Source organism: Photobacterium proteolyticum (assembly GCF_001939735.1).
GTDB classification, from domain to species: domain Bacteria; phylum Pseudomonadota; class Gammaproteobacteria; order Enterobacterales; family Vibrionaceae; genus Photobacterium; species Photobacterium proteolyticum.
This window is the reverse complement of sequence record NZ_MJIL01000095.1, coordinates 107,072-129,756: the sequence shown is the minus strand read 5'-3', so window position 1 is coordinate 129,756 and position 22,685 is coordinate 107,072. Positions and strand designations below refer to the sequence as shown.

The following is a 22,685-nucleotide window of genomic DNA, read 5'->3' as shown; positions in this document are numbered from 1 at the left end:
AAACATTACGCATTAAAAAAGCCCTCGATTTGAGGGCTTTATAGTCATTGGTATTTGTTTGATTTTGGTCTGGATTTCGAAAACAGCCTATCGTGCTACATCAACCACTTCCACCAAATAAACACAGCCAGGAAACCAAACAGATACGTCAAGCCAGCCCAAGACAGCACCTTCATCGTACGGCTCCACTGCAAGGCTTTCGGTAAAGCTGTTTTGGCCACCAGACGATAGTTCAGTAATGCAAATACAGGGGTTGTCATAAAGGCCAGCACCATGGCGAAATTAAGCAATGGCATCAACGCCGAGCTAAAGAACACAATGATGCCCATTGCAGCAGCACTGACGACAACCATCCAGGTATTGTGATAGCGGCGCTGATCCAGTGGCTTTTTCTGAAGCAACAATTGAGATTCCGCCAGCGCACGCGAATAACCATCAATAACAGTAATCGTACTACCGAAAATACAGAAGAAGGCAATAACCGCAATAAGGTAACGAGACCACTCTCCAATCGTCGAGGCATACAAGCCAACTAGCTGGTGCGAGAAACCAATGCCCGAACTTTTTAGTTCTGTACCTGTACCATGAAGAACCAGTGCCCCCAGTGACAGAAAGATAATGGCCAAAATAGCGGTTCCGATATAGCCAACATTAAAATCAAACAGCGCCGATTGTGCCGTTACCTTTTGCTCTTTCTGCTGACTCTTGAGCCAAAGCGAAGTCAGGCACGAGATTTCAATCGGTGCTGGCATCCACCCCATCATAATAACGATGAAGCCAATAGAAGCGATTGACCAGGCTGAAGGCGCCTCAAAATCTGCAGAAGCTGCACTTCCGTTACCAGCCGCAATAACCACCGCAGACAAGGTTGCAATCACAAGTACTGCCATGATTATTTTTGACAAGCCGTCCAGTGCCTTGTAATGACCTGCAAACAAAATGCTCAGACAGGCAGCCGCAACTATGGCCGACAATACCGGCAGAGAAAGCGTACCCGGCAGGAAGTAACCAAGTAGACTCGCGCTAAACAGCAATAATGCCGCCGTATTGACGATGGCTGATATAAGGCTCAGCCCGGTAAAAATCCAAAGGTAACTGCGTCCCATGCTGTCGTAGCCCTGAATTAGGCTATTTCCCGTTCCCATCGTATATTGGACCCCAGCACGGAAGAATGGGTATTTAAACAGGTTTACCAGTAAGATCAGTCCGGCCAGCTGCCAGCCATAAATAGCGCCAGCTTTTGTTGATGCGACAAGGTGTGAACCACCGACTGCCGCAGCTGCCATCATGATACCCGGGCCCAAAGATTGAATAAGTTGTTTTATACTACTGCCGCCTTCGGCAGATGTTTGAATTGACGCTGTGTCAGACATAATCACATCCTGATGATTTTATTGTTCTAATAGTATTTTTGCCCTCCAATTTCTCGCAGTTTTATCCTCAATGATCAAGCCTGCCTCTCTACCCATCAGCAACTATCACTGTGAGTCATACAATTTGCAGAGGATCATCTCTATCGAGAATTGTAATACTTATTGGTTGTCGGGCATTTGCAGCGAAAAAAACAATAAAAAAAAGTTTAATTTCAGTGTGTTTTTTTTAGAACAGTTAGGTGATTATTTTTTCACGCTTTTTTGTTTTACGGCTTATGCTTAGAGAAAGTAGACGGTATGGAAACAACCGTTCATATGTGCTCGTGTATATTCTCAAACCAGGCAGTTTTGATGATTCATGAATGAAACAGAGAACCCACGGCCCTCCGTGACCATCTCCAAAAGAAAAATACGAAGCCGAAGAAAACGTCTTTTTCTTTATGGTTTGTTTGTGATGTTATGTGTTCTCATCATTCCCGCCGTTATCATTCCACCATGGCTAGCCTCAAAAGGCATTGAGATTAACGCGCTCTCCGGCATCAGTTTTAATCAGGGGCTAGTCGTTGATGAAGTATCCATCTCTATCAACCGAAACGCGCTAACACTACGCAAGCTTTCCTTAGAACATTTTGTCAACAAAGACAGTGCTATCTCCAACTCATCATGGCGTTTGTTTTCAAAGCAGACTGAAGTTCGCCTTTCTCCCGACGTACTGAACGCCCTGAAACAACAAGGGATTAGATTAAGTGCCCTCACTTTGAAAGACACAGCCTTTAACTTCACCGACCTGTCGGAGCCTTATGTCTTTAGCGCCCATGCCAATACAATCGAAGCTTCTCTTTTCGATCACAACAATACAGCCGTCAAACAGCAGATTGAAGATATAGACCTTGTTTTAACGACGCAGCCTGCCGTGGTCATTAGTGGCTATATCAGGCATGGTGCTCTCAACCTTCTGATCCCGGGCGACAAAGCAGCTAACCAATATCCTTTTGAGTTCGACAAGGCTAATTTTTCTATCAGTTGGCAGCCATACAATACGCCGCTCTCTGTCCATGTCACCACACTTAAGCCCAAATGGCCGACTGTCACACAGAGTTACACCCAACAGGGAAAGAACATAGCCCTCGGGTTGGATCTCAAACATGCTGAAAACACAATTAAACTGACAGCAGACAGCCTCTGGCTTGATCAACCCAGCCAGTTGCCAGAGTTCATCGAAAAACCGGATAACACCAATCAGGGCCTTCACCTGGGACGAGCAATCGCCAAACTCTCTTTACTCCCACTACGTAAACTTAAGATCCATGATTTCAACTACGGTGAATTAATCATTCATTCTCTGCTGGTACTCGAGACCCCAAAAAAGCGAATGAATAAACCCGATAAAAAAGCCAGGCTAAAATTGGTCGGAAAAGCGCTCGGGCCTGACCCCTATGACATTGACGTGCTTGTCGAACATATCAATGAACAAGACGCGCATTTTTCCGGCACGATCGCCGGGCCGAAAGGAAACAAGCTGCAATGCCTTGCCAAGCTCCATTTTTCCAGTCCATTGCCAACGTCTCTTAATTGCCACGCGGACTTCCAACACACCAAAGAGCTAACCGACAGGCTTAAGCTTTACGGTATGCCTAATGCGAGCCTTAGTGAGCCGCTGACTATCCAAGCCACACAGACGGCGTTCAGCCAAGACTCCGCAAGCACCATAACAACCACAGCCGACACTCCAGCAAGCCAGTCATCTAATTCTAATCAAGAACTTTCTCCCACAGAGACGCTTTCAAGAAGCCTGGACAGCATTACTAAAGCGCAGTATCAGATCACAATTACGTTACCTCGTCACATCAAGGTAGATCTAAACCAGTATACGTTTCAGCACCCTATGCACAATTCGCCAGACAGCCCAGAGACAAAGGCTACCGTCTCGACCCTGTCCTTCAGCACTGACGGAACACTGACCTTTGATGCACTGTATCAAGATGAAAAGCTGATATTTGAACTCAGCGAACCCAGTGAAGAGATCGCGATGGAAAGCCCCCGGCATGACACCTTTTTTTCTTTACTCTTCAAGAAGCTATATTGCTCTATCAAGTTTGACCGGCACCATCCATCCAACTCGTTACAATGTAACAGCTCAGCCCATTTTCAGTCCCGAATTCAGCAGCTTTTCCCGACTATCGATAGCCAGCTAGATACAATTTCTGCTTCCAGTGACGTTGATCTGAACTGGTCTTCGACAAACCTGACATTGCAATTTCAGCAAAATCGATTCAACGTCGCCCAAGCGGTACTGCCTGTTGGTGCAACAATTGATCCCTCATTTATCCACTCTCAGGCTACTGACTTATCACTTCAGGCTGGCAGTATTGAGTTGTCACAATCTTTCGAGCACGACTCTCCACCTCAACTTAAGCTACAACTAGCACCTGATGCCGAAATCCTACTTACCAGTGACTTCTACGGCGAAAAACTGATCACCGAGGAAGCTGTTTCCGCCCAGTTTCGAAAGCGGCTTCTGCGCAACAAAAAGCAACTGCCAGTACAGAAGTACGATGCCAAACTTACACTCGCTCTCAAAGATGCCATGCTTCGACATTCAAACGGACAGTTGAATATAACAACCCACTACCAGACCAGCCTCAATCTTAAGCAGAACAACCAGCGTCTGCCTCCTTTCAGTAGCCAGGGAACACTGGCTCTTGAGCCCGAGACATTCAGTATTTCCGGCGTCTTAAACAGTGCTATCAAAGCGCAATTAGCCAAGTTTTCGATAAAGTCTGATTTGCTGCGCGATCAGACCAAAATAAAGTTACACCGTAATGACATTACCTTTGATACAAAGCGAAGTTTAAAAAAACACTATTTGCCACGGCTGCCAATCAAGTACGATCTCAATAGTGGGAAAGTGAGTTTTAATGCTGACCTGCTGCTTAACAAGGGCAAGCTAACTGGCGACTTTGCCGTCTTTGCCGATGGTTTGGGCGGGTATATACACGGGTTTCATTTTGCCGATCTCAATGTTTCTTTTAATGCTGTACTCACTCCTGAAGGGGTTCGTTCAACGTACCCTGTCAGCCTCCATGCAGGCCTGTTACATGCTGGCGTTTTACTCGAAAACATTTTTGCCCTGATCGAATTTGATACCGGAAATAACCACTATGCTCTCCACCGTGCCAGCGCCTATCTACTCGGTGGCTCCATCAGCACCCACGGCGTAACCAGCTCGTCGCTGACGAACATTCCCCACATTCCTATTCTTGTTCATCGCCTGGACCTGGAAAAGCTCATACAAGCTATTGAGCCTAATGACGTTGAGCTTACTGGCACCCTGGATGGCAGCTTTCCCCTGTCGATCCAAAACGGCCTACCGGCCATTCAAAACGGTAAACTTCACTCGCGATTCCCGGGAGGCGTGCTGCGGTACCAGGAGGGCTCAGCCATCGACAGGAATGTCGAGGCGGCCGGAGAAAATAGCCTAATGGTGATTAGTAAGATTCTCAAAAATTATAAATATGACTCGCTGGCCGTTGATATAGACTATTCTAAAGAAGGACAATTAAACGCTAGTTCGCGGTTTAAAGGCTACAATCCTGATTTTCAAAATGGACGGCCGATATATATAAACCTGAACATTGAAGACGACATTCCAGCACTTATAAAGACATTGAATGCGATAAATTCATCAAAGCTGGAAGGTCAATTTTTAAAGCAGCTTGGTTTAGATGAGTAGCATTATTGCGCTTTTGTTTAACATGATAGCTAAGAATGGTCGTAGCTCATGGATATTCAGCTAAAACTTTTCAGCATACTCACAATCCTTGCATTCGTAGCAATGTTTGGGATGATCGGTATTTCCGGCTGTACTCCCACGGTACAGGTCACAGCTTCAGACAAGCCCATAGAAGTAAACCTCAATGTAAAGATTGAACACGAAATAAGAATAAAAGTTGATAAGGAAATTGATGACTTGTTCAGCGATGACGATGTATTCTGATACGGCAGGGAGATTGCCATGAAGAATTTTCTAGTCCTATTTTTTGCTGTTTTCATATCCGCCAATGCCTACGCCCTTGACCTACAGCAGGCCAAGGATCAGGGTTTGATTGGCGAAGCCAACACCGGCTATGTTGCCGTTGTTACCTCAACAGCGTCGCAGGAAGTCCGACAGCTTGTGTCCTCCGTTAACAACCATCGCCAGGCCCGCTACAAAAAAATTGCCGTGTCCCATGGCCTCACGAGCTCGGAAGTTGGTCGGTTGGCCTACCAAAAGGCCATAGAAAAAACCAAATCCGGTAATTATTACCAAAACGCATCAGGTCGGTGGGTCAAGAAGTAGTATCAACATGTTCAGTATTTCTTAACCCTAGCATCAATATATTTAAATCTAACTAACTCAATTTTCGCGTATACTCGCTGCACCCTAATCTTTGATTTTCTTAACTACTCACTAATGATGTCGCTTTCTAACACCATCAAAAACGCCCAGACGTCTGACTATTTTTTCTTTGCTGTCGCCCTGCTTTGCCTGCTTCCCTTTATAAGCTCACCCGTCGCGCTGATTTTGGGCTTCACGCTTGCCAGCCTTGGATTGGTGCCAACGCACTTCAACCTGGCCTCTCTGACCAAAAAGCTACTGTCGTACTCCATTATTGGATTAGGTTTCGGCATCCATCTTGACCAAGCTATCGAAGCAAGCAAACAGGGCTTGGGGCTTATCGTCGCCTCGATTTTTTTCACGCTGATCATTGGCTACCTGCTGACCAAGCTTTTAAAAATCGAACAAAAGACCGGGCACCTGATTGCATCCGGTACCGCCATTTGCGGCGGAAGTGCCATTGCCGCCGTCGCACCAGCCATTAATGCCAGGGATGATCAAACTTCCCTGGCGTTAGCGACGGTATTTGTTCTGAATTCTGTTGCGTTATTTGTTTTTCCGGCTCTTGGCCACCTGCTTGAGATGAGCCAGCATGCCTTTGGTACCTGGGCTGCCATCGCCATTCATGACACTTCTTCTGTTGTAGGGGCTGCCGGTGCCTATGGCGATGAGGCGCTTAAGACAGCCACAACATTGAAACTGGCCCGGGCATTGTGGATCATTCCGATTGCCTTTCTGAGTGCGCTGATGTTCAAAGGTGACAGCAAAAAGATTGGCGTTCCCTACTTCATTGTTTTTTACTGTGTCGCTATTTTGTTCGCCCACTTCGTTCCGGATCTTCAGCCTGTCTACGATCAGGTATTTACTGTTTCCAAACGGGTATTGGTTGTTTGCCTGTTCTTGATAGGCTCGGGGATCACAATACAGAAACTGCGCGCATCCGGGTTTCAGCCGCTGTTGTTGGGGATCTTGCTTTGGTTAAGTATCGGATTGGGTTCGCTAACCTACATTCAGTGGCTATAACGAAGACTGACTGACCATACTTCAACAAAGAGAGCGAGTGTTCTACCCCTGCAGAACACTCGCTCTCTTTTGCATTATTCGCTTACCACCTTGATAGGTACCTTGGTGCGATATCTATGGTGCGATATCTATTCTCTCTTTGCTTTTAACTTCAGCACCTGATACATCATCCAAAAAGGTGTTTTCTGCCGATTCTGCCTTCCGTTTCATGGCCCTTCTCGCAACTACAAACAACAAAAGCAAAAAAGCCGCCAAATCAATCAAGGCACTCACTAGCCCCGATGTCATTAGTGACAGTCCCACAAGTGCGAGAACTCCCCCTATCCATTTGACCATCAGCTTATTTTTCCTACTCAGGCATATCTATTTGGCTACATTATCGGAAAGGTTCGGGGGAAAAGAAAAATACCCTTTGTGTCTATAAAATTCAAAATGGTTATAAGTTAATGAAAATATAACCGCTTTTATTATAAGTACGTAATGACACTCACTCACATCGCTCGCAATTCATGCAAACGCAGACGAAGCTGCTTTTCGGTTTCTATGATCGCGAACAACATGACACCTACGCCGACGATAAGCACTCCGTCGAAAAAAGGTACGGTCCGGGTACCGAACAACTCCTGAAGTGGCGGTAAGAAGGTAATGGCGAACTGAGCAACGGTAACGCCGATGACCGTAGACCAAACCACCTTCGTACCGCGCACAGCCATCCATGTGAGCGATGTGCCGTAGATGTTTCGAATAAAGAACAGGTGAAATATCTCCATAACGACTAGCGTGTTCAGTGCGATGGTGCGCGCTAGTTCGAGCGAATACCCCCGGTCTACCGCATAGGTGAACATACCGAATACGCCACCAAGAAATAGCACCGACACCAGCACGATATGCCATGCCAGTTCTCCGGTAAGAAGCGGTTCGTTCTTTGGTCTCGGCGGTCGATTCATGGTGTCCGCCTCCGTCGGCTCAAACGCCAAAGCGATACCCAACGTGATAGCGGTGATCAGGTTGACCCAGAGGATCTGTATTGGGGTAATCGGCAGGGTCATGCCGAAAAGCAGTGCGACAACGATTGTCAAAGCTTCACCTGCATTGGTCGGTAAGGTCCAACTGATGACTTTCTTGATGTTGTCGTAGACCGTTCGCCCCTCGCGTACTGCGGCAACTATCGAGGCAAAATTATCATCTGCCAGAACAAACTCTGATGCTTCCTTAGCCGTCTCGCTGCCTTTCATCCCCATAGCAATGCCCACATCGGCGCGTTTGAGCGCAGGCGCATCGTTTACCCCGTCTCCGGTCATGGCGACGGACAAGCCGTGCAACTGCAACGCCATTACCAGCCTGAGTTTGTGCTCGGGACTTGTGCGGGCGAATATATCGGTTTCGAGAATGGCGGCGGTGAGCGCAGAATCGTCCATGCCATCAATATCAGAGCCGGTCAGCACCGCATCGGGGTTTTGTAGCCCGATTTGCCTGCCGATAGCGGCGGCTGTTCCCCTGTGATCCCCGGTGATCATCTTCACGCGTATTCCCGCGCCTTGGCATTCTGCGACGGCTTCGATAGCTTCTGGGCGCGGTGGATCGAGCAGCCCGACCAGGCCGAGTAATATTAACCCATCCTCGACATCAACAAATTCGAGGACGGTATGTTTCGGCGGAACCGGCTTGACCGCGAAAGCCAGCACACGCTGGCCCTGTTCGGCAATGCATTCGGCTTTCTCGTACCAATAGTCGGTGTCAAGAGGTTCGGTTCCGTCGAAAACAGTTTTCTGCTCGTTACACATGGAGAGGATCTGCTCTGGTGCGCCTTTGACGGAAATAAACGCGTTGTTTTCATGGTCGTGGTTGAGAGTTGCCATGAAACGATGCTTGGCATCAAAGGGGATAGCATCCGTGCGCGTCCATCCCGCAAGCTCTTCGTTGATATCCATGTCAATCTTGCCGGATAAAGCCAGTAAGGCGCCCTCCATTGGATCACCTTCGACGATCCACACGCCGTCACGTTCATGCAGCGATGCGTCGTTGCACAACGCAGCCGAACGGCCAAGTTCTTCGAGAATCACATGTTCGCGCGCGCTTACGGTGGCGTTATTGAGTTTGATGACCCCTCTCGGTTCATATCCAGCACCTTCCAACGAGAAGATATGCGCCTGCGTTACAACGGATGCGACCATCATCTCGTTACGTGTCAGGGTGCCAGTCTTATCGCTGCAGATCACCGATACTGAGCCTAGCGTTTCTATGGCGGGCAAGCGCCGGACAATGGCACGGCGCCGCGCCATCGCCTGGACACCCACGGCCAGCGTGATTGTTAAGACAGCGGGTAAACCCTCGGGTATGGCGGCGACTGACAGTCCCACTACCGCCATGAACATTTCGGAGAACGCGAAATGTTGGACGAAATACCCGAATACGAGAAGTGTCGTAGCAATAAGCAAAATGAGTACGGTGAGCCACCGCGCAAACACGTTCATCTGCAGCACAAGCGGAGTGGTAAGTGTCTCGACAGTGGAAAGCATACCGCTGATGCGGCCAATCTCAGTATCACAGCCCGTTGCGACGACGACGCCTCTGCCGAGTCCACTTGTTACCAGCGTGCCGCTATACGCCATGCATATCCTATCACCAAGAGACGCATCGGCGGCCACTTGTGGTGTTCTCTTCTCGACGGGTGCAGATTCACCAGTGATGATTGATTCCTGTATCTTAAGGCCATGCGCCTTAAGTAGGCGCAGATCGGCAGGCACCTTGTCCCCCGCCTCCAGCAAGACAATGTCTCCCGGAACCAGTCTTTCGCCTTCAATCAAACGGCGGTTTCCGTCACGCACCACGGAGGCCTTAAGGGCGAGCATCCGGCGGATGGCGTCCATCGCCTTCTCAGCTTTACCTTCCTGCACGAAGCCGATGGCCGCGTTGGCGACAACCACGGTCAAAATAACCAACGTATCGACCATATGCTCCAGCGATGCCGTAATAACGGCTGAGGCCAAGAGCACATAGATAAGAATATTGTGAAAATGGCGAAGAAAGCGAACAATAGAGCTACGCTTTACAGGCTCCGGTAAGCGATTCGGACCGCAGGTTTCGAGTCGAGCTGCGGCTTCGTCCCGAGAGAGACCATCCGCATCTACATGCAAAGTATCCAACACGGTATTGATGGCCTCAGCGTGCCAGTTATTCTCTAACTTTTTATCGATGACTTTGTTCATTGCCTATGCTCCGAAAAACCAACGATTGAATACAAAGAGTCCTTTGCCTTGCAGATTCACCACGCTCGGCCAACATGTCACTGAGATTAGCGTAGCTCATCAAGGTAGAGCCATACCAATGAATGCACTAGAAAATGTTTCCATTTGAATGAGTTGGTCACTTAACGGTTCTCAACTCTGCCTTCAGCACTTGGCAACTTGCAACTCATCCAGCCGTGTGGTCCAGCGATTAGAACGAAATGCCTGACGCATATGCCAATTAGTTGAACCAATCACCGAGGCAGGCTTGATACCGTTCTTAAACCGGGCGTTCACCCTATCCGTAATGGCCATCAAATCCCGCCGTTTCATTTCTTCCAGTGCACTGGTATCAAACATATCAAGCTGAAAATTATCATTCTGGGCATCAGTCAGCTCATCTAGGATCACCCCTATTTTCTGGTATTCAAATCCCGGCTTGTACACACAATCAAGCTGCTCTAATGCCGATGCCAAAAACTTATAGGAATCCTGACTCGGACATGCCAGTGTTCGGACACAAGTCTTATTGTGCTGAGGGAGATCTTTGTAGCGGTTTGTCCGCAAGAAAACGCTGACAACACTTGCCTGGCTGCCCTGTTTTCGCAATTTCTCGCCTGCTCGCTGGCAGTGAAAAGCCAAGGCCGCTTTCAGCTCGTCGAGCTTGCTAATACCGGCACCAAAGCTTCGGCTGGATAATATCTGCTTTCTTTTTTCATCGATATCACCAGGAGAAATGCAGGCAACCCCCTGCAATTCGAGCACTGTGCGGGCCAAACCAACATTCCACAAGCGGCGCATATCGGCTGAATTTTTCTCTGCCAGTTGTAGCGCATTATCGATGCCCGTCGTGCGCAGCCGTGTTGCTGTCTTGGCGCCAATTCCCCAAATAGACTGAATACCGGTTCGCTCCAGCAACCAACGACGCTTATGGTCGGTATCAATCTCAACCACACCTTCTACACGATCCTCATATTGCTTGGCGGCCTCGTTACCTAATTTAGCCAACGTTGGGGTGGCCCCGATGCCGACACGTACCGGCAAACCAATATTTTTCCTGATAGTCTCGCGCAACTCCTGCCCATAGCCGGTCAGGCCATGATGCTCCAAACCGTCCAGGCGTACAAAGGCTTCATCAATCGAGTATTGCTCAACGTGAGGAGAAAACTGATAGAGCTCTTCAATAAAACGGCGGCTCATATCAGCATACAATGTATAGTTAGAACTCCTGACCTGAACGCCCAACTTTCTAGCCTCTCGTTCAATCTTGAACCAGGGTGCCCCCCGCTTAAAACCCAGCGCCTTTGCCTGCGTAGACAGGGCAACACAGCAGCCGTCATTATTCGATAACACCACAACGGGTTTATTAGCGAGAGAAGGGTCAAAGAGTTGCTCACAGCTGCTATAGAAGCTTTTTGCATCGACCAGCGCCCATATCTGATTCTGATAGCCCTCAAAGTCTTTAACCATCATTGTTAATCCATCAAGTTATGGATATTGCGGGTAACGACACCAAAGATCTCAGAGTCCTCCGGCATGGGAAATGGCTTATAGTTGGCGTTTTCCGCCTTTAGCCACCAGTTGTTGTCATGGCGTACTACACGCTTACAGGTAAACTCGTCATAAATGCGGGCAATTACAATTCGGCCGGGAACCACTCTCTCGGCCCGATCGACTACCAGCAAATCACCGTCATAGATACCGGCCCCCACCATGGAGTCACCGGAAGCACGAAGAAAGAAGGTCGCATTAGGATTACGGATCAGATAATCATCCAAATCCAGATCTTCCTGATGTCCGTCTGCCGGAGACGGAAATCCGCATTTCACCGACTCTAAAAAAACAGGTAAGACCGTCATATTTCACTCATCAACAATACTGTATGTATATACAGCTTAATCGAGACTGGATAGAATAGTCACTATTACGCTGTGTATTTTCTGGATGGATGCACAGTATTTAGGCAAGTACCGGGAATTGATGAAATTTCATACTCGACATGACGCAAAAAACAGCAAACAAACTGCAACGTTTAGTTTTATGCATCAATTATTTAGCTTCTTGATAAACTTGCCGCCTAGAAAAGATATCTAATGAATATGAAAACTATAGGAGACATTGGATGCATAAGATTGTTGCGTTGGTGGCGCTACTATTTATTGCGGGCTGTTCGACCACACAGACGACCCACACTGAAAGTCAGTGTGTCGGGGCAATGACTACGCAGGAGGCTTATGGTCACCTGGATCCTAACCGTTTTACTATTCAGGTGCTGGCACTCAGTGAAGAGCGTGATATCCGAAACTATATTCGCGAGATCAAAGGCCAAGATCCAATTTGGGTAAACTGGAAACACAGTTTGGGCAATCGCTGGTACGCCGTGATATACGGTGACTTTGCCACTAAGGACGAGGCCAAACGAGTTATTGACAACCTGTCCCCGCAAATACGCCAACAAGGCCCTTTCGTGCGCAGCTTTGCTGAAGTACAAAACGACAAGCAAACCGATGTATTTCGGATGCGCTAAGCTTCAATCGTTCCCAGTACGCCTCGCACAAAAGAAAGCCGGAAATAATTCCGGCTTTTTCTTTATTGCTCATAACGGCTTATCGCGCAATTAAGTCAGTAACGCTGATTGTCCGGCAGCAACAGCCTCGCCATTTTCTCTCTCAACTATGCCTTGTGCCAGCTGCTCTTTCCTGACCAAACGTTCGAAGTGGGCTAAATGCCTGAACAAAAGTATCACCAGCATAATACCGGTTGCTGCCAGCCCAATACCTAAACCTGCCCACACACCTTCCAGCCCCATTTGTTTCATTAGCAACCATGCTGCAGGCAAACCGATAAACCAGTAGCCAATAACCGTCGAGATTGTCGGACCAATCACCACTTTCATACCGCGCAAAATACTGATTGCGGCCAGCTGCCAGGCATCAACAACAAAACACAGAGCAACCATGATCATCACGCCCGGTAATGCCGCTACCAGTTCAGTTGCCAACTCGTCACCTTCAACACTAAACACCTGAGTCAGGAACTCCGGCCACACACTAACCAATACACCAATCACTGCACTGGTCGCCGTCACCATAAACAAACCAAGCAGCGCGTAACGACGAACCAACGACGGCTCCTTGCTGCCGACATGTTGGCTAACTAGAATCGAAGCGGCCTGAGAAAAGCCAAAAGCAATGTTCCATGACAGGTTCAGGCACTGCAGCGCAATCTGATGTATCGCCAGAGAAACGGCACCCAAAGTACCTGCCAGCAAAGCAGCTCCCGAAAATAAAGCATGCTCAAGCATGGTCGCTATCATGATAGGTACACCAATTCCCAGCAGCGGCACCATAGTACCAAGACGGTATTCATGCAGCTTGTGCAGCGGGTTATAGTTGCTGTACTTAGAGTGACTGAACACCCAGTAACCGTAACCTAGCATGATAATAAAGGCGGCCAACGAGGTGCCGTAACCCAAGCCAGCCAGTCCCATTTCCCAGTGGAAAGCAAACAAGTAGCTGAGCGGTACATTAAGCACAACGGTTGCTACAGACATAATCATGACCGAGCGAGTATCGCCAAAAGCACTAACCAAACTACGTAATACCAACAGAATCAGTGTAGGCAGCATCGACCATTTCAGAGCATCAAGATAATCCATGCCCAAAGCAACGGCCTGCGGATCCTGTTTCGCCATCACCAGAAGATCATGCATCATGAAAAATACCGGCTGTAGAGCTACAGTCAGGATCAAGGCCAGCAACAGCCCACCTTTAAGGGAAGAACGCACTTCTGCATCACCGACTTCCGGTTGTCTCACTCGCTTACCGTATGCAATTGCAATCAAGTTTGCTACGCACCCCACGGTGCTACCGGCAATAATAAATACAATTGAGTAGACAGTAGCCCCAAGGCCACCGCCGGCAATCGCCATAATACTAAGCTGAGCCATCATCCAGACATCGGTAAAAACCAACAATTGGGCAACCAGCTGTGAAATGATGAGCGGTACAGCCAGGCTAACCAGTTTCTTCATAAAATCCCCTTTTGTCATACTCATCTCGCTGAAACGAACATCTTGAGGCAAGAATGAGTATATCTCGACAATTTATGGATATTACCGTTGAGTTTCAAACGACTTTTATGGCACTTTAGCATTCATAAAACTCATGCAAAGATTTTCTGACTGATGAAAAAAAGACACGAACTACTGCCACCTTCTCTCAATGGATTAAGGGTATTTGAAGCTGCTGCGAGGCATCTTAGCTTTACACTCGCTGCCTCAGAGCTGAGCGTGACCCAGAGTGCGGTCAGCCGGCAGATACGCCAACTGGAGGAACACTTTGGTTTTTCACTATTTATTCGTCGCCACCGTGCGCTTTCACTGACAGACGAAGGAAAGGAAGTGGCGTTGTTATTAACCCGCCAATATAGCGAACTCAACAGCGCTCTTCGACAACTTAAAAGCAAGGAAAACGAACCGCTGCGAGTCAAGGTTGCGATGAGTTTTGCCGTACGTTGGCTTATCCCACGCTTACATTCCTTTAAGGAACACTACCCAACGTTAGATATTGCTCTAACATCAACCATGGGACATACAAGCGAAGAACTCAGGCTGGATGATGATGATTATGATGTCGCTATTTACGGCATGCCGAAGGCATCAAAGAACCCGTATCAAAAGAATTTTCTCAGAAAGGAATACCTGGCCCCTGTCTATTCAGAGCTGCTGACCAAAACCGAACAGCCTGTCGACATCGATACGCTGCTGACTTACCAGCGCCTTCATCCGACGGCGGACCGAACAGACTGGCGTGTATGGCTGAAGCGAAACCAAAAATCCCACTTGATGAACAACTCAGGTTTGACCTTTGATACCCTGGATATGGCCTTAACGTCCTGCTTTGCCGGACAGGGCGTCACGATCACCGACCTTATGCTGGTGGTCCATGAGCTAAAACAGGGATACTTGCAGCTGCCGCAGTCGGCAACCATCATAGACGGCCCGTGGCAATATTATTACCACTGTCAGACGAAAAGTGACGCGGTCACCCATTTTGTTACCTGGCTGACAAACCAGCAGGCCACCGAGCAAGCCCAACTATTTGAGATGGCGACAAACCACGGCTGGCAGATTATCGAAGGGGATAGTTAATAGCCATAACCCTCAAAGTGACTCAATGAGCTCCGGAAGCAACTCGAACAGATCGCCGACCAAGCCGTAATCGGCGATTTGAAAAATCGGGGCGTCAGGATCATTGTTGATCGCGACTATCACCTTCGAGTCTTTCATTCCGGCAAGGTGTTGTATGGCACCGGAAATGCCCACGGCAATGTACAATTCAGGAGCGACAATCTTTCCCGTCTGCCCCACTTGCAGATCATTGGAAACAAAACCGGCATCCACTGCTGCACGCGACGCTCCGATTGCCCCACCCAGTTTATCTGCCAGCTTTTCAACCAAGGCAAAACTGTCGCTGTTTCCGAGCCCCCGTCCACCGGATACCACCACTCGTGCTGCGGCCAATTCAGGACGCTCACTTTCTACCGCCTGTCTGCTAACAAACTTCGTCATATCATTGGCGATGACAATATCAAGTTCAGACACCGGAGCGGATTGTTCCGGTTGAATTTCTGCAAGATCAAATGCGGCACTGCGAATGGTGATTACCTTAATAGGATCGTTGGATCTTACTTCGGCCAGAGCATTACCGGCGTATATCGGGCGGATCACTGTATCTTCACTTTTGATCTGAATAACATCAGATAGCTGCCCGACATCAAGCAAGGCGGCTACACGTGGCATCAGGTTTTTACCAAAGGTCGTAGCCGGCGCAAGGATATGGGTATATTGCCTGGCGACTTCAGCGATCAAGGCTGATAGGTTTTCGGCAAGCTGATACTCATAGACTGTATTATTCGCCAGTAATACTTGCTCGACACCTGCTACCTTGCTGGCCTCATCAGCCACATTGCGGCAGTTATCACCGGCAACCAGCACCGATACCGAAGATGATAACGCCATCGCCGCATTGATCGCTTTCTTGGTATCTGGCGAAAGAGACAAGTTGTTGTGTTCTGCAATGATTAACGTAGCCATTAGATCACCTTTGCTTCGTTTTTCAGCTTATCCACCAGCTCCGATACCGAAGCAACCCGGACACCGCCTTGCCTTTCCGGCGGCGGCACGACGTTCAGCACTTCTTGGTGCCGAGAAGCATCGATGCCAAAATCGGCGAGCGTTAATTGCTCCATGGGTTTCTTCTTGGCCTTCATGATATTTGGCAATGAAGCGTATCGGGGTTCATTCAGCCGCAAATCGGTACTGATAATGGCAGGAAGCATCAACTGAAGTGTCTCCAGGCCGCCATCAACTTCACGAGTTACAGTGACAGTGTCACTATCAATGGTAACGTTAGAGGCAAAAGTACCTTGTGGACGGCCAGTCAGTGCAGATAGCATCTGGGCAACCTGATTATTATCCGAATCGATGGATTGCTTGCCCATCAAAACGAGCCCCGGTTGTTCTTTCTCCATCACTGACTGAAACACTTTAGCTACCGTCAATGGTTCGAGTCCGGTTTCTGCTTCTATGTGAATCGCGCGATCGGCTCCCAATGCCAATGCTGTTCTGAGTTGCTCCTGACAGCTTGTCTCACCGACTGAAACCACAACAACTTCTTCTACTGTTCCGGCCTCTTTGAGTCTGACGGCCTCTTTGAGTCTGACGGCCTCTTTGAGTCTGACGGCCTCTTCCACTGCGATTTCGCAAAAAGGGTTCATAGCCATCTTGACGTTATTGGTTTCAACGCCGGAGCCATCATTTTTCACCCTCACTTTTACGTAAGGATCAATCACTCGCTTTATTGCTACCAGTACCTTCACAATGCTTTCCTTTTCAAATAGTCAGAAAAAATTATGAACTTGGCCAAGTACACTTTGAGCCTAGTTGAATTTACGTTTACGTCAACTGGACTATATTTACCTGTAAGTGCTGGCAGTTTCAGGAAGGTACGCATGGAAAGAGAATGCATGGAGTTCGATGTTGTTATCGTTGGTGCTGGCCCCGCAGGTTTATCTGCTGCCTGTCGGATCATGCAACTGGCAGAGGAACAGAATCAATCATTGTCTGTCTGTGTGGTCGAAAAAGGAGCCGAAGTCGGGGCGCATATTTTGTCTGGCGCCATCTTCGAACACAAAGCCCTTGATGAACTTTTTCCTGACTGGGAGCGGCTCAATGCCCCACTTCATACTGCAGTTTCTGAAGACCACTTTTGTCTGCTCACCAACCAGAGTAACTATCTAAACGTTGCTGAGAACCTTACACCCAAGCCAATGCTGAATGACGGTAACTTCGTCATCAGTCTGGCCAACTTCTGTCGCTGGCTGGCACAGCAAGCCGAAAAAGCCGGTGTCGAAATCTTCCCCGGATTTGCAGCGGCTAACATTCTCTACGATAAACAAGGCGCCGTTGCTGGTATTGTCACGTCAGACATGGGATTAGATAAAAACGGAGAGCAGAAAAACACTTTTGAGCCCGGAATTGAGCTAAAGGCCAGATATACCATTTTTGCCGAAGGAGCCCGAGGCCATTTGGGCAAGCAACTGATCAGCAATTATCAGTTAGATTATGACAAACAGCCTCAGCATTATGCGCTGGGCATAAAAGAGCTGTGGGAAGTCCCACCGGAACTTCATCAGCCGGGTCTGGTTATCCACGGTGTCGGTTGGCCATTAAGCCAGTCTGATACCACCGGCGGTAGTTTCCTCTATCACCTCGAAGATAACCAAGTCGCTATTGGATTGATCGTCGATCTGAATTATCACAACCCGTACCTCAGCCCGTTTGATGAATTTCAGCGAATGAAGCATCACCCGTTGTTCAGCCGTTATCTAAAAGGCGGAAACCGCATCGCCTATGGCGCACGGGCAATCACCAAAGGTGGACTCCCTTCCCTGCCACGGCAACAGTTTCCCGGCGGGGTATTGGTTGGATGCGATGCCGGTACGCTCAACTTTGCCAAAATCAAAGGTAGCCATACTGCCATGAAATCTGGAATGCTGGCCGCAGAAGCCGTTTTCAGTGAAATTAGCCAGGGGCTGCATCAAACCATACCGGGCTATGAGCGTTTGTTCGGTGAATCATGGCTGTATCAAGAGCTGTATGAATCACGTAACTTCGGCGCGCAAATCCATAAGTTTGGTAATCTTATCGGTGGGGCGCTGGCAACGGTCGAACATAACTGGCTTAAACATAGATTTTCATGGACAGTCGCTGATGAGAAAGCCGATCACGAGTGTCTTCGTCCGAAAGAACAATGTACACCCATTAACTATCCCAAGCCGGACGGTATCCTCAGTTTTGATAAGCCATCTTCAGTCTACCTGTCGGCAACGCAACACGAAGAAAATCAGCCTTGTCATCTAAAACTCAAGGATCCAGCACTGCCAACGACAACTCACCTATCCCTCTACGATGAGCCTAGTCAACGCTATTGCCCTGCGGGCGTATATGAAATTGTGACGAGTGAAGGTAAACCCAAGTTTCAGATCAATGCCGCCAACTGTGTGCATTGCAAAACTTGCGACATTAAAGATCCGTCACAAAACATTATCTGGGTGACTCCTGAAGGTGGCGGCGGGCCAAATTATCCGAATATGTAACCCCAGATATGATTTCAGCAAATCGAAGTGCAAGGCTAACCCTTGCACTCCGAACGGATCCAGTTCAGGTAATCCGCTAACCCTGCCGTAATGGGCAGCTGGATAATTTCAGGGGTATCATAATCATGGTTAGCCAGTATATCCGCTTCTACCTCTGGGTAAAGTGCAGCCGTTGTCTTAATCATCACCAGCTTTTCCTGATCTTGATTGACCTCGCCCTTCCAGTGGTAATAACTTTCAATCGCCTGCACCTGAACACAAGCGGCCAGACGCTTCTCGATGAGCGAGTGAATGATTTTTTTTCCGATAACCTCATTAGAAAACGTGGTCATCACCATGCAATATTGCTGTATATTTTCATGTCCTGTCGCCATGACTGCCTCTATCTTTCTGAATGTACTAATAATACTATCAAAAAAGGGAGCCATCAGGCTCCCTTAGTAACTGTCAGTTGCTTATTATTATGGACACTTAGAGACCATAATTTGCTGAGGCTGGCCATCTGAGCTGAACTCCAGACTCCAGACATAACGACCGGCTTCAGGGATCGTCACAGCCGTGTCCTTACCATAACCACCACGAGCCAGTACGCCTTTCTCGCCAGCTTTCAGGCTAAGACCGTCGGCAGTAAACTGCGGTGTCCAATCTCGGCTTGCATACTGCATACGGTACGCCCCTTCCTTCTCTTCCTTAACAACCTGATAGACATTGCTACCCTTGTACTGGAAGGCACGCTTCGGCTTGTGTTTCCATCCCGAATCAGAGAAATCACCGACAACGTATAGCGTTTCACCAATCGGCCCAGCCTCTTCCACTGTTGGATTGTTACACTGTGCCATAAAGCCTTCACCCGCCAATGACACGGCCGCTGCAGCCTTCACCTTCACACCGGCAGCAGACGGAGTCTCGATAGATAGGAAACGAGCTTCAAACGCAGTTAAAGGAATATAGTACTTGCCATCTTGCATCTTGAAGCGGTCGCCAGACATCAAGTCAACCAAGACGCCATCAGAACCGACATCCGCACCGTCCAGAGGAATGATATCTGCTCGGGATGAGGTACTCACCATGTAAAGCAAGGCTTCATTTTCTGCCTGCTTATGGTCAACATACACAGCATCAGTTGCCATCACATTGGTACGCTTACCGCTGGATAGCGCAGGATGGTTAGCACGCATCGTCATCAGCTTGGCGACATAGTCACGCAGCTCCGCCTCGCGCCCTTTAAGTGACGCCGTCACACCGTCAATTTTTGCACTGGTACGAGCAACATGATCGTCACACAAACCTTGAATGGCACAGTTGTCACCGGCATTCTTGGCAGCATAACCATCAAGCTGATCGCCAATTTCTTCACCGTAATACAAGGTGATCGGACCGGTGTACGCCGCCTGGAAGGACAGTGCCGCTTTATGGCGAGACCAGTACTCAGCATCCTCCGGAGAGGCAATGTTGCCGCGTTGCAGCAAGTCACCCAGTCTGACCAAATCATGGTTGCCCAGCATCAGGTTAGGTTTGGCATGATCCGGGTACAGCTTGTGCAAGTCCATACCTTCAGCCAGCCACTCACCACCTTTGCCACCGACGCTATTTTCATTCACAGCGAAGGTTTCGACCACGCGATAACGGACAGGGAAATCGAATGCCGAGCATAATGCCGGATCGTCCTGCTTACCATAGCCCGTGTCATTGATGTAATTCTGGTTGTTCCAGATTTCAGCCACCATGTAGCCAAGCGGGTTAACACTTTCACCCTTATCATTGGTGTAGGTTACCGACTTAGAGGCTTCATCGACACTCTTACGGATTTCTTTCCAGGCATCTGTCGGCACCTGATAGGCCTGATCCAAGCGCCAGCCATCAATCTTCAGCTCTTTAACCCAGTAGGTAGCGACTTCCTGATAGAAAGCGAGACTTTCCGGGTAACTCACAGGATTGTGTTCACCGTGTGGCAAACGTCCTTCAGGAGATGGAACAACATTGCCTTTATGGTGACCAAAGACACCGTCAAAGAAGACGTAAAGCCCCTTCTCGTGTGCCTTATTCACAAGCTCGCGCGCTTTTTCCATGGTGCCGAAGCGAGGGTCAATAGCAAAGTAGTTACTGGTGAAATAGCCTGTCGCGTCCAGACGGTCGGCCCAGTGATCTTGCCCTTCAACCGGAATCGACTCAAAAATCGGGGTCAGCCAAATTGCATTCACGCCCAGAGAGTCAATGTAATCCAGCGAGTCGATAATACCCTGCAGATCACCTTTGTGATGGCTGGTACCGTAACCCGTACCATGGCCAATGGTGTCATCACCATTAACAAAGCTCTCGACCATGACCTGATAAATACGCAAATCGTCAGCTTTGGTCGCCGTTGTGGCATCACAGGCATAAACAGGTGTTTCAGACGCAGGTAAAGAGCCGGAACTGCCGCACGCGGAAAGTGTGGCGGCTATGGCCAACGCAAGGCAAGATTTCATGTTCCTTGTTATCACAGTGATCTCCTTGATTATTATTTGTAAGGTGCAATGCGATTATCAATGAGTCACAACGTTCGGAGACCATCCCTCAAGCGCTTTTAGACGGCGTAGATAAGGGGGAGTAGACAAAGACAGTAATGCCATGTTCCGGACAAGCGCAAATTCGCTAATAACAGACAGACAAAATGAGAGATAGAACATATTTCACACGCTTTGCTAGCAGCAAACGTAAGAACTATGTGTTAACAAGATCAAAGATTTAATGCTACAAATACAAAAAAAGGCGACTTGTGATAGCCGCCTCATTTCTGAAAATTGCTGTCTGATCACCCGCGATTATTGCTAAAAGCAATCTTGGCGGCCAGCCCGATCAACAGAAGACCAGATACACCCTCGATAATACGGCTGAAACGTGATGCCTTGGCACTATTTACAATCCAGGAGCCCAACATCGCGTAGGCTGAGTTGCACAAGGTCGCCAATCCACAGAATAACAAGCCAAGAACCAATAGCTGCTGGGTGGCAGATGAAGATAGCGATGTATCAATAAACTGAGGTAAAAATGATAGGAAGAACATCGCGACTTTCGGATTAAGTACACTGACGATCACACCTTGTCTGAACACATTTGTCGTCTCAGGTTTCTGATCAGGTAAGGTCAGTTTGGACTCTCCCTTCATGAAGTTTCTTAGAGACGAAATACCGAGATACAAGAGATAAGCTGCCCCAAGGTATTTCACCAGCATAAAGGCATATGCCGAGCTTAAGATAAGTGCCGACAAGCCAAATACTGCAGCGAAGGTATGGAACATATAGCCAACGCCAAGCCCGAGAGCCGCTTGCGTACCTGCAGAAGCTTTCCCTTTCATGGTATTGGAAACGATATAGATAACATCCGGACCGGGGATCAGGTTGAGCGTCAATGACGCAAGGGCAAATAACAAAATAGTGTGCATATCCATTAATGGGTATTCCTTATTTGAAACTCTTTCAGAGCCGCGACAGCCTGCTCTGCTTTGTCCAACTGTACAAAAACATGGTCATGATAATACGCTGCAATCACGTTTGCACTTATCCCTTTATCTGTCAGCTTATTTGCCACAGCTGCCGTCAAACCAACCGCATCAAGACTAGAATGGACAGTCAGCGTGATTGCTTTAAACACGGAGTCAAACTGGTAACCATGCTGCTGTGCAACATGCTTCTCCAGCACCAGCGTCATACCTTCGTCTTCCAAAAAACTCGCTATGGGTTTTAGCCTCGCCACCAGTTCATAGTCTTGCGACTTGTCCGTGCAGAAGACGAACTCGCCTTCACGAATTTGAGGTTCCATATTCTGCAATAGAACATCGAGATCGGTAATCCCTGACATAACGTACTCCTCCTGACCACTGCTTTTCATCACTGTTGTTCATCAAAAGCAGCTTAATCAACCTATTCGATTTATAAGTAACACCATGCCATCACATTACCCTACCCGTTAGTGGCACGCCACATCATAATCTCTCGTTTGTATAGTTGACTAAAACACTCTGGAATATTAACATGCATTAAA

Annotated in this window: 19 protein-coding genes and 1 pseudogene; 7 read left to right on the top strand and 13 right to left on the bottom strand. The window is 48.3% G+C overall.

What is annotated here, in order from left to right; translation table 11 throughout:
- Positions 1–95 precede the first annotated feature (95 nt).
- Complete coding sequence (locus BIT28_RS23980; protein ID WP_075767470.1) at positions 96–1,373, bottom strand: NRAMP family divalent metal transporter; 1,278 nt, start codon at positions 1,371–1,373, stop codon at positions 96–98.
- 454 nt (positions 1,374–1,827) lie between these two features.
- Between BIT28_RS23980 and BIT28_RS23975 the strand changes: the two genes are divergently transcribed.
- The 4 genes from BIT28_RS23975 (at position 1,828) to BIT28_RS23960 (ending at position 6,774) form a co-directional block, all read left to right on the top strand.
- On the top strand, positions 1,828–5,106 hold the full coding sequence (locus tag BIT28_RS23975; RefSeq protein WP_075767469.1) for an intermembrane phospholipid transport protein YdbH family protein: 3,279 nt from the start codon (positions 1,828–1,830) through the stop codon (positions 5,104–5,106).
- 48 nt (positions 5,107–5,154) lie between these two features.
- Positions 5,155–5,370 (top strand): YnbE family lipoprotein, encoded by a 216-nt coding sequence (locus BIT28_RS23970; RefSeq protein WP_083652108.1) that lies wholly within the window; start codon positions 5,155–5,157, stop codon positions 5,368–5,370.
- Between the two features lie 18 nt (positions 5,371–5,388).
- On the top strand, positions 5,389–5,712 hold the full coding sequence (locus tag BIT28_RS23965; protein ID WP_075767468.1) for a YdbL family probable chaperone protein: 324 nt from the start codon (positions 5,389–5,391) through the stop codon (positions 5,710–5,712).
- A gap of 117 nt (positions 5,713–5,829) precedes the next feature.
- Positions 5,830–6,774 (top strand): YeiH family protein, encoded by a 945-nt coding sequence (locus tag BIT28_RS23960; RefSeq protein WP_075767629.1) that lies wholly within the window; start codon positions 5,830–5,832, stop codon positions 6,772–6,774.
- Positions 6,775–6,888: 114 nt separating this feature from the next.
- Here BIT28_RS23960 and BIT28_RS23955 read toward each other — a convergent pair whose 3' ends face one another.
- The 5 genes and pseudogenes from BIT28_RS23955 to BIT28_RS23940 all read right to left on the bottom strand — a co-directional run bounded on the left by BIT28_RS23955 (position 6,889) and on the right by BIT28_RS23940 (position 11,860).
- Positions 6,889–7,110 (bottom strand): hypothetical protein, encoded by a 222-nt coding sequence (locus tag BIT28_RS23955; RefSeq protein ID WP_075767467.1) that lies wholly within the window; start codon positions 7,108–7,110, stop codon positions 6,889–6,891.
- A 155-nt stretch (positions 7,111–7,265) separates the two neighbouring features.
- Positions 7,266–9,983, bottom strand: coding sequence for a cation-transporting P-type ATPase (locus BIT28_RS23950; protein ID WP_075767466.1), 2,718 nt, complete (start codon positions 9,981–9,983; stop codon positions 7,266–7,268).
- Between the two features lie 34 nt (positions 9,984–10,017).
- Positions 10,018–10,144: pseudogene (locus tag BIT28_RS29390) on the bottom strand (IS6 family transposase); the annotation flags it as partial.
- 22 nt (positions 10,145–10,166) lie between these two features.
- Positions 10,167–11,471: a Y-family DNA polymerase gene (locus tag BIT28_RS23945; RefSeq protein ID WP_075767628.1), complete on the bottom strand. Its 1,305-nt coding sequence runs from the start codon at positions 11,469–11,471 to the stop codon at positions 10,167–10,169.
- Positions 11,472–11,476: 5 nt separating this feature from the next.
- Positions 11,477–11,860 carry a LexA family protein gene (locus BIT28_RS23940; RefSeq protein WP_075767465.1) on the bottom strand — a complete coding sequence of 128 codons (384 nt, stop codon included), beginning with the start codon at positions 11,858–11,860 and terminating at the stop codon, positions 11,477–11,479.
- A gap of 263 nt (positions 11,861–12,123) precedes the next feature.
- Between BIT28_RS23940 and BIT28_RS23935 the strand changes: the two genes are divergently transcribed.
- The gene (locus BIT28_RS23935; protein ID WP_075767464.1) at positions 12,124–12,528 is read left to right on the top strand and encodes an SPOR domain-containing protein; all 405 of its coding nucleotides are present in this window, start codon (positions 12,124–12,126) and stop codon (positions 12,526–12,528) included.
- A 90-nt stretch (positions 12,529–12,618) separates the two neighbouring features.
- Here BIT28_RS23935 and BIT28_RS23930 read toward each other — a convergent pair whose 3' ends face one another.
- Complete coding sequence (locus tag BIT28_RS23930) at positions 12,619–14,034, bottom strand: MATE family efflux transporter (protein WP_075767463.1); 1,416 nt, start codon at positions 14,032–14,034, stop codon at positions 12,619–12,621.
- A 153-nt stretch (positions 14,035–14,187) separates the two neighbouring features.
- On the opposite strand from BIT28_RS23930, the gene BIT28_RS23925 reads away from it, so the two are divergent.
- A complete protein-coding gene (locus BIT28_RS23925) occupies positions 14,188–15,153 on the top strand; it encodes a LysR substrate-binding domain-containing protein (RefSeq protein WP_075767462.1) in 966 nt (321 codons plus the stop codon).
- 12 nt (positions 15,154–15,165) lie between these two features.
- Here BIT28_RS23925 and BIT28_RS23920 read toward each other — a convergent pair whose 3' ends face one another.
- Both BIT28_RS23920 and BIT28_RS23915 read right to left on the bottom strand, forming a co-directional pair.
- Positions 15,166–16,098, bottom strand: coding sequence for an electron transfer flavoprotein subunit alpha/FixB family protein (locus BIT28_RS23920; RefSeq protein ID WP_075767461.1), 933 nt, complete (start codon positions 16,096–16,098; stop codon positions 15,166–15,168).
- On the bottom strand, positions 16,098–16,883 hold the full coding sequence (locus tag BIT28_RS23915; RefSeq protein ID WP_075767460.1) for an electron transfer flavoprotein subunit beta/FixA family protein: 786 nt from the start codon (positions 16,881–16,883) through the stop codon (positions 16,098–16,100). The genes BIT28_RS23920 and BIT28_RS23915 overlap by 1 nt, the downstream gene beginning before the upstream one ends.
- Positions 16,884–17,015: 132 nt before the next feature.
- Here BIT28_RS23915 and BIT28_RS23910 point away from each other — a divergent pair, with 132 nt between their 5' ends.
- Positions 17,016–18,662 (top strand): electron transfer flavoprotein-ubiquinone oxidoreductase, encoded by a 1,647-nt coding sequence (locus BIT28_RS23910; protein WP_075767459.1) that lies wholly within the window; start codon positions 17,016–17,018, stop codon positions 18,660–18,662.
- 35 nt (positions 18,663–18,697) lie between these two features.
- On the opposite strand, the gene cutA is transcribed toward BIT28_RS23910, so the two are convergent.
- From cutA to BIT28_RS23890, 4 genes are all read right to left on the bottom strand, one after another.
- On the bottom strand, positions 18,698–19,036 hold the full coding sequence (gene cutA, locus BIT28_RS23905) for a divalent-cation tolerance protein CutA (RefSeq protein ID WP_075767627.1): 339 nt from the start codon (positions 19,034–19,036) through the stop codon (positions 18,698–18,700).
- Between the two features lie 87 nt (positions 19,037–19,123).
- Complete coding sequence (locus tag BIT28_RS23900) at positions 19,124–21,130, bottom strand: alpha-amylase family glycosyl hydrolase (RefSeq protein ID WP_075767458.1); 2,007 nt, start codon at positions 21,128–21,130, stop codon at positions 19,124–19,126.
- Between the two features lie 326 nt (positions 21,131–21,456).
- Positions 21,457–22,092 carry a LysE family translocator gene (locus BIT28_RS23895; RefSeq protein WP_075767457.1) on the bottom strand — a complete coding sequence of 212 codons (636 nt, stop codon included), beginning with the start codon at positions 22,090–22,092 and terminating at the stop codon, positions 21,457–21,459.
- Positions 22,092–22,502 (bottom strand): ACT domain-containing protein, encoded by a 411-nt coding sequence (locus tag BIT28_RS23890; RefSeq protein ID WP_075767456.1) that lies wholly within the window; start codon positions 22,500–22,502, stop codon positions 22,092–22,094. Before BIT28_RS23890 ends, BIT28_RS23895 begins: the two co-directional genes overlap by 1 nt.
- Positions 22,503–22,685 lie beyond the last annotated feature (183 nt).

Bases quoted from the DNA above. Each gene is read 5' to 3' on its own strand.
- BIT28_RS23980 (WP_075767470.1), bottom strand. From the start codon at position 1,373: ATGTCTGACACAGCGTCAATTCAAACATCTGCCGAAGGCGGCAGTAGT.
- BIT28_RS23975 (WP_075767469.1), top strand. From the start codon at position 1,828: ATGTTATGTGTTCTCATCATTCCCGCCGTTATCATTCCACCATGGCTA.
- BIT28_RS23970 (WP_083652108.1), top strand. From the start codon at position 5,155: ATGGATATTCAGCTAAAACTTTTCAGCATACTCACAATCCTTGCATTC.
- BIT28_RS23965 (WP_075767468.1), top strand. From the start codon at position 5,389: ATGAAGAATTTTCTAGTCCTATTTTTTGCTGTTTTCATATCCGCCAAT.
- BIT28_RS23960 (WP_075767629.1), top strand. From the start codon at position 5,830: ATGTCGCTTTCTAACACCATCAAAAACGCCCAGACGTCTGACTATTTT.
- BIT28_RS23955 (WP_075767467.1), bottom strand. From the start codon at position 7,110: ATGGTCAAATGGATAGGGGGAGTTCTCGCACTTGTGGGACTGTCACTA.
- BIT28_RS23950 (WP_075767466.1), bottom strand. From the start codon at position 9,983: ATGAACAAAGTCATCGATAAAAAGTTAGAGAATAACTGGCACGCTGAG.
- BIT28_RS23945 (WP_075767628.1), bottom strand. From the start codon at position 11,471: ATGGTTAAAGACTTTGAGGGCTATCAGAATCAGATATGGGCGCTGGTC.
- BIT28_RS23940 (WP_075767465.1), bottom strand. From the start codon at position 11,860: ATGACGGTCTTACCTGTTTTTTTAGAGTCGGTGAAATGCGGATTTCCG.
- BIT28_RS23935 (WP_075767464.1), top strand. From the start codon at position 12,124: ATGCATAAGATTGTTGCGTTGGTGGCGCTACTATTTATTGCGGGCTGT.
- BIT28_RS23930 (WP_075767463.1), bottom strand. From the start codon at position 14,034: ATGAAGAAACTGGTTAGCCTGGCTGTACCGCTCATCATTTCACAGCTG.
- BIT28_RS23925 (WP_075767462.1), top strand. From the start codon at position 14,188: ATGAAAAAAAGACACGAACTACTGCCACCTTCTCTCAATGGATTAAGG.
- BIT28_RS23920 (WP_075767461.1), bottom strand. From the start codon at position 16,098: ATGGCTACGTTAATCATTGCAGAACACAACAACTTGTCTCTTTCGCCA.
- BIT28_RS23910 (WP_075767459.1), top strand. From the start codon at position 17,016: ATGGAAAGAGAATGCATGGAGTTCGATGTTGTTATCGTTGGTGCTGGC.
- cutA (WP_075767627.1), bottom strand. From the start codon at position 19,036: ATGGCGACAGGACATGAAAATATACAGCAATATTGCATGGTGATGACC.
- BIT28_RS23900 (WP_075767458.1), bottom strand. From the start codon at position 21,130: ATGAAATCTTGCCTTGCGTTGGCCATAGCCGCCACACTTTCCGCGTGC.
- BIT28_RS23895 (WP_075767457.1), bottom strand. From the start codon at position 22,092: ATGGATATGCACACTATTTTGTTATTTGCCCTTGCGTCATTGACGCTC.
- BIT28_RS23890 (WP_075767456.1), bottom strand. From the start codon at position 22,502: ATGTCAGGGATTACCGATCTCGATGTTCTATTGCAGAATATGGAACCT.